The organism is Streptomyces sp. NPDC059373, assembly GCF_042751495.1.
GTDB lineage: Bacteria > Actinomycetota > Actinomycetes > Streptomycetales > Streptomycetaceae > Actinacidiphila.
In genome coordinates, this window is sequence record NZ_JBHYXC010000092.1 from 1 (window position 1) to 5,934 (window position 5,934).

Annotated in this window: 6 protein-coding genes; 4 read left to right on the forward strand and 2 right to left on the reverse strand. The window is 69.6% G+C overall.

Annotated elements, in window-relative coordinates; genetic code table 11:
• The 3 genes from ACFXJ5_RS41075 to ACFXJ5_RS41085 form a co-directional block, all read left to right on the forward strand.
• Positions 1 to 357, forward strand: a 357-nt coding sequence (locus ACFXJ5_RS41075) for an acyl-CoA dehydrogenase family protein (protein ID WP_384643641.1), incomplete at its 5' end; no start/stop codon positions are given.
• Between the two features lie 61 nt (positions 358 to 418).
• Positions 419 to 1,636: an acyl-CoA dehydrogenase family protein gene (locus ACFXJ5_RS41080; RefSeq protein ID WP_384643644.1), complete on the forward strand. Its 1,218-nt coding sequence runs from the start codon at positions 419 to 421 to the stop codon at positions 1,634 to 1,636.
• A gap of 14 nt (positions 1,637 to 1,650) precedes the next feature.
• Positions 1,651 to 2,562 carry a VOC family protein gene (locus ACFXJ5_RS41085; RefSeq protein ID WP_384643647.1) on the forward strand — a complete coding sequence of 304 codons (912 nt, stop codon included), beginning with the start codon at positions 1,651 to 1,653 and terminating at the stop codon, positions 2,560 to 2,562.
• Between the two features lie 84 nt (positions 2,563 to 2,646).
• Here ACFXJ5_RS41085 and ACFXJ5_RS41090 read toward each other — a convergent pair whose 3' ends face one another.
• Together ACFXJ5_RS41090 and ACFXJ5_RS41095 are read right to left on the reverse strand one after the other, a co-directional pair.
• Positions 2,647 to 3,054, reverse strand: coding sequence for a MaoC/PaaZ C-terminal domain-containing protein (locus ACFXJ5_RS41090; protein WP_384643649.1), 408 nt, complete (start codon positions 3,052 to 3,054; stop codon positions 2,647 to 2,649).
• Positions 3,055 to 3,079: 25 nt separating this feature from the next.
• Complete coding sequence (locus tag ACFXJ5_RS41095; RefSeq protein WP_384643652.1) at positions 3,080 to 3,598, reverse strand: FAS1-like dehydratase domain-containing protein; 519 nt, start codon at positions 3,596 to 3,598, stop codon at positions 3,080 to 3,082.
• Between the two features lie 154 nt (positions 3,599 to 3,752).
• Between ACFXJ5_RS41095 and ACFXJ5_RS41100 the strand changes: the two genes are divergently transcribed.
• The gene (locus ACFXJ5_RS41100; protein WP_384643655.1) at positions 3,753 to 5,894 is read left to right on the forward strand and encodes an acetate--CoA ligase family protein; all 2,142 of its coding nucleotides are present in this window, start codon (positions 3,753 to 3,755) and stop codon (positions 5,892 to 5,894) included.
• Positions 5,895 to 5,934 lie beyond the last annotated feature (40 nt).

Consider the following 5,934-nt stretch of genomic DNA (forward strand, 5'->3'; position numbering starts at 1 on the left):
CGGCAGACCATGGGCGTGGTCATCGCCACCCTGCAAGGCGTCTCCTTCCCCCTCGCCGACGTGGCGATCGGCATCGCCGGGGGCCGCAATCTGTGGCGCCGGGCCGCGTGGTTCCTCGACCGCGAGCCTGAGTCGGAGGTCGGCCTCCAGGCCGCCGCCCTGGCCTATGCCGCCAAGGTCGCCACACACGGCGCGACCACCGCGCAGCACGCCCAGGGCGGCCTCGGCTTCACCGTCGAGGCCGACGCCAGCCTGTACTTCCTGCGCGCCAAGGGCTGGGCACTGGGCGGCGGCGACCCGCGGGAGGACGTGCGCACCGTGGGCGAACTGCGACTGGCGGCCGTCGGCGCACGGTGAGAGCACCCGCCCGACACGAAGGCACCCGACACGAAGGCACCAGACACAGAGGGGACGGACCATGGATTTCGGCACCATCGAGTTGGACGACCGGCATCGCGCTCTGCAGCAGGAGGCCAGGGACTTCGTCCGGGAACAGTTCACCGACGAGGTGTACGAGCACGAGCACCGGACCGGCGACGGCTTCAACGAGAAGGTCCACCTCGCGATGGGCCGGCGCGGCTGGATCCTGCCGACCCGGCCGGTCGAACGAGGCGGCGCGGGACTCGATGCGCTGGGCGCCCGCGTCCTGGAGCTGGAGCTGCAGAAGGCGCATGTGCCGTGGGTGACGCTCGGCACCACCCGGCTGGTGCTCTCCGCGGTCGAACGGTATGCGTCCGACGCGATCCGCGACGACGTGGTGGCCGCAGTGGCCTCCGGCCGGGTGCGCTTCTGCCTCGGCTACACCGAGCCCGACGGCGGTTCCGACATCGCCGGAGCCAAGACCCGTGCGGTCCGCGACGGCGACGAGTGGACCGTCAACGGCTCGAAGATCTTCACTACGGGCGCGCACAACTGCCAGTACACCTTCCTCATCACACGTACCGACCCCGAGTTGCCCAAGCACAAAGGCCTGACGATGTTCCTCATGCCGCTGGACGCCAGGGGCGTGGAGATCCAGGGCATATGGGCGTTCAGCGGGGAACGCACGAACATCGTCTACTACGACAACGTCCGCATCTCCGACGACTACCGGCTCGGCGCGGTCAACGACGGCTGGACGGTGCTGCACGGGCCGCTGGACGAGGAGCACAGCATCGGAGGCGGCGAGGAGGCGGGCCTTGACGACCCCTCGATCGGGGTCCAGTTCGTCCGCGAGCTGCACCGTGCGCTGGACGAGGCCGCGCGCTGGGCCGACACGCCCGGCCCGGACGGCTCCCGGCCGGCGGACGATCCGTCCGTGCGGCACCGGCTCGGCGCGGTCGCCGTCGAACTGGAGGCCGCGCTCGCCACACCAGGGCCCTTCGGCCGGGTCAAGTGCGCCGAGACCGTCGTGTCCGGCGCCGCCGAACTCCTGGACCTGCTCGGTCCCGTGGGACTGCTCTCCCGCGGGTCCCGCGGCGCGGTCGGCGACGGCCAGGTCGATTTCGCCCACCGCTACGCGCAGGGCACTGCCACCTACGGCGGGACGGTCGAGGTCTTCCGCACCATCATCGCCCAGCACGAACTCGGGCTGCCGCGGGCGACCTATCCCGGCAGCAAGGCATTCCTCTCCCGTTCCGGTTCCCAAGGCTCCTAGAAAGGCAGGACCACATGTCCATCGGACGCCTCTTCCACATCATTCACATGACGGGAGACCTTCCCTCGCTGGAGACCTGGTACGACGACGTGTTCAGCGTGCGGCGGGGCTTCCTGGACCACAATTACATGGAGGGCGAGATCCGCGACGCGTCGCTGGTGCTCCTCGGGGACACCGTGATCGAGCCGCTGGCGCCCGCCTTCCGGGTCGACGGATGGGACGCCATGCCCATCGGACGGTTCTACAAGCGGTTCGGCAACCACTGGCACTCGATCGCGTGGTACACCGACGACGCCGGCGAGATCTGGCAGCGTTGCACCGACGCCGGAGTGCGGGTCTACGTCGAGGGCGGCAAGCTCACCGACACCCGCCCCGATCCGGGCTCGGCCATCATGACGCATCCCAAGGACACCATCACGCAGTTGGAGTTCATGCGGCCGGGCGACTTCGGCGAGAAGAACGACCCGCGCCTGCAGCCCGACTGGGACCCCAACTGGTGGATCGACAACCATCCGATCGCCACGCCGGGCCTGGCCTACACCACCGTGCTCACCAAGGACCGCGAGCGCGCGGAGAAGGTCTACGGGGAGGTGCTCGGCGGCACGGTGCTGCACAAGGGGTCCTCGCGGCTGACCGGCACCGACGACACCTATGTGCTGATGGGCGACACCGTGGTGCAACTGTCCACGCCGAACACCGACGGCACCCTCGCGGCCGACGACCTGGCCGCCAACAAGGAGATCCACCACGCGGCGGCCTTCCGGGTGCGCGACCTCGACGCCACAGAGGAGTACCTGAAGTCCAAGGGCGTCAAGACGGTGTCCAGGGACGACGACACCCTGCTCACCGATCCTGCCACCACGCACGGCGTGCCCTTCCGGTGGACGACGTGGGACGTGCCGGGCGGGCCGCGCGACCGACACTGACGGTCCGTCGGCACGGGACGGCTTGGGCCCGGTACTCCCCTTCAGCAGTACCGGGCCCAAGCCGTCCCGCCGGCCTTCGCGCGGTCAGCCGAGCAGGAGCGTGGCCTTGCCGGGCGCGAGACGGTTGCCTTCCTCGTCCTCGGTCCAGACGTCGACGTCGACCTCCCGGCCGCCATCGACGTCGCGCACCGCCGTCACCGCGCCGGTCGCCGTGACGTTCATCCCCTTGGTGTTGGCGGCGCGGAACTGGCAGGACAGGCGGACGATCCGCGCGTCGGGCAGCCACTCCCGCAGCACGTTGTGCAGGTACGCCCATTGGAGGTTTCCCATGCCGAAGGCGGTGGAGTAGCCGGCCGCCCGGCCGGCATCGTCGTCCATGTGGATGGGGACGAACTCGTCGTTGACGGCCGCGTACCGGTTCCAGTTGGCGAGTCCGGTGGTCCGGATCAGTGACGGGATCGGCTCCCCGACGGCGATGACGTGGTCGCTCATGACTCTCCTCTGCTGCCGGTCGGTCTCAGTAGCGGATCAGCGTCGTACGCCCGCGGCGGACGGTCTCGTCGTTCTGGTTGGTCCACACGTCCTCGATGACGGTGAAGAGCATCAGCCCCAGGCGGCCCCGGCGTTCGCGGTATTCCACCACTCGGGACTGGGTGGAGATGACGTCACCGGGACGGATCGGCACCCCGTACTCGACGTCGAGACCGCCGTTCAACTGGAACTTCAGGCCCGGTCCCGCGATGCCGAGCAGATGCTCAGTGTTGTCGGGGTCGTTGGGCTCCCCGGCGGACCGGTCGTCCGGACCGGCCGTCGTCATCCAGGCGAACGGATTGAAGTCCTCCGGCGCGACGATGCCGCCGTGGACGCTGGCGGCGGCCGCCTGCTCGTCCCAGAAGACCGCTGGCGGCGGGGCCGGGTAGTACACGGCGATGGCCCACTTGCGGATGTCGGAGGCAGCCACCGGAAAGCTGGTGGCGTGCCGGAAGGTGCGCCCGATCGCGTCCCGCATCGGCTCGGAGATGGTGCTGTCTGCCATGCCCGCTCCCATGGATTCGACATTCATCAAAGGGTAGGACCCGGGAGTCCGTTGACCGCCCCGAATGGTGTGGATAGACTCTACTACAGATTTAATGCTATCGAATAGTGATGGGTTGTCGGCGTTATTGTCACGACATGAGTGAGGTCTTTCCATGAGCATCGCCGCAGACGGGTCCACCGCACGGGACGGAGCATCGGACGCGCCGCCGGTCCGCGACCAGGGCGAGGCACTGCGCCGCCTGTTGAAGCCCCGTACGATCGCGGTGGTCGGACTGAGCGAGACATCCGCGTTCATCGACTACATCGCCCCCACCCTCGACGGCGACGCGGAGGTCTTCTTCGTCCACCCCCAGCACGACACCGTGCTGGGAAGGAAGACCTACTCGCGGATCCAGGACATCGGCCGTCCGCTCGACGCCGTCCTGTCCGTGATGTCCGCAGAGCGCACCACACAGCTCGCGGAGGAGTGCGCGGACCTCGACTGCGGGGGTCTGGTGCTGATCGCCGGCGGCTTCGCGGAGACCGGAGCCGACGGTGCCGCCCTCCAGCAACGACTCGTCGCGGCGGCCGAGCGCTCCGGCATGGCGATCGTCGGCCCCAACGGACTCGGCTTCATCAACGTCCCGCACAACGTGAGCCTGACCATCGCCAGCCGGCACAAGCGTCGGCCAGGCGGCATCTCGGTCGTCTCGCAGAGCGGCGCGATGCTCAGCGGGGTCGCCATGGCCGCGTGGGACCGGCCGGGCACCGGGCTCAACCTGCTGATCTCGGGGGGAAACGAGGCGGTCACCGATCTCGCCGACTACGTGAACCACTTCGTCGACGACCCCGAGACAGCCGCGATCGGCTTGGTCATCGAGCAGGTCAGACGCCCCCAGGCGTTCTTCGCGGCGGTCCGCCGGGCCCACGCGGCAGGCAAGCCGGTGGCGGCACTGAAACTGGCCCGCAACTCCCGCTCGCAGGCGATGGCGGCCTCCCACACCAACGCGCTGACCGGCGACGCCTGGGTCTACGACGTCGCCTTCGCGCAGGCCGGCATCGCGGTGGCACACGACCCGGAGGAACTGGTCGACCGGCTGTCGATGTTCACCCAGCTCGATCCGGCACGCTGGACTGGGGTCGAGAAGCTCGGCATCATCACGATGACGGGCGGCTTCGCCTCGCTGTCCTTCGACATCGCCGCCGAGGAGGGCCTGGAGATCCCGGCCCTGGACTCCATGAAGCCGTGGGTGCAGCAGAACCTGCCGGGCGTCACCGTCCCCAATCCGCTGGACACGACGGGCCTCGGCGGCTCCTTCTGGCCGGAGATCGTCGACAGTTATGCCAAGTCGGACGAGCTGGACGCGCTGATGTACATCCATCCGCTGGCGGACGAGGACGACTCTCCCCGCACCCGCGAACTCGTGGCGGAGTTCGTCAAAGCCGCCCGCGAAGTGCGCAAGCCCTTCGTGGTGGCCAACTGCTCGGGACCGCTGGGGGCCTTCGTGGACGAGCAGGTCAGGGGCACTGGCACCGTCGCCCTCGGCCACGGTCTGCGTTCGTCGCTGCGCGGCCTCGCCACCCTGGGGAGCTTCGCACGGCACCGGGCCCGTACCGTCGCCGCCACGGCTCCGGTGACGCCGGCCGCACGTCCCGCCGCGGTCCCGATCCCGGTCGCCGAGGGCCCGATGCTGCCCTTCGCCGCCACCATGGACCTGCTGGCCGCCCACGGCATACCGACCGCCCCTTACGTGCTGGTCGAGGCCGGCGCCACCGCCGCCGTACCGGACTTCGCGGGACCCTACGTGGTCAAACTCGCCGACGTGGGCCACCGCACCGAGCACGGCGCGGTCCGGCTGAAGGTCACCGACGACACCCTCGCCGAGGCGGTGGAGGAGATGCGGGGCATCGCTGCCCGCGATGGTCTGCCCCCGCTGGTGGCTGTTCAGCCCATGGCGGACGTCCGCGGTGAGACGATCGTCGGCATCCAGGGTGCCAGCGAGCTGGGCCCGCTGGTGGTGTTCGGCATCGGCGGTGTGCTCGTGGAGGTGGTCCGCCGGGTCGGCGGCCGGATGGCGCCGCTGTCCGAGGCCGAGGCGCGGGACCTGATCGACGAGTTCAAGGGCCTCGGCCTGATGCATGGCTTCCGCGGTCGCGAGCCCTGGGACCTGGAGGCGCTGACGGGCATCCTCGTCGGTGCCGGCCGGCTCGCCGCCGAGGGCGCAGACTGGATCGCCTCACTCGACATCAATCCGCTGGTCTACGGCGCGCAGGGCTTCGTCGCGGTCGACGCCCTCTGCCTGCTGCGGCCGTAACGGTATCCGAGCTGAAGGCCCGCGGCGCTGTCTCTTATAC

Excerpts from the sequence above, each read along its gene's own strand:
- ACFXJ5_RS41090 (WP_384643649.1), bottom strand. The coding sequence starts at position 3,054 with ATGAGCGACCACGTCATCGCCGTCGGGGAGCCGATCCCGTCACTGATC.
- ACFXJ5_RS41095 (WP_384643652.1), bottom strand. The coding sequence starts at position 3,598 with ATGGCAGACAGCACCATCTCCGAGCCGATGCGGGACGCGATCGGGCGC.
- ACFXJ5_RS41080 (WP_384643644.1), top strand. The coding sequence starts at position 419 with ATGGATTTCGGCACCATCGAGTTGGACGACCGGCATCGCGCTCTGCAG.
- ACFXJ5_RS41100 (WP_384643655.1), top strand. The coding sequence starts at position 3,753 with ATGAGCATCGCCGCAGACGGGTCCACCGCACGGGACGGAGCATCGGAC.
- ACFXJ5_RS41085 (WP_384643647.1), top strand. The coding sequence starts at position 1,651 with ATGTCCATCGGACGCCTCTTCCACATCATTCACATGACGGGAGACCTT.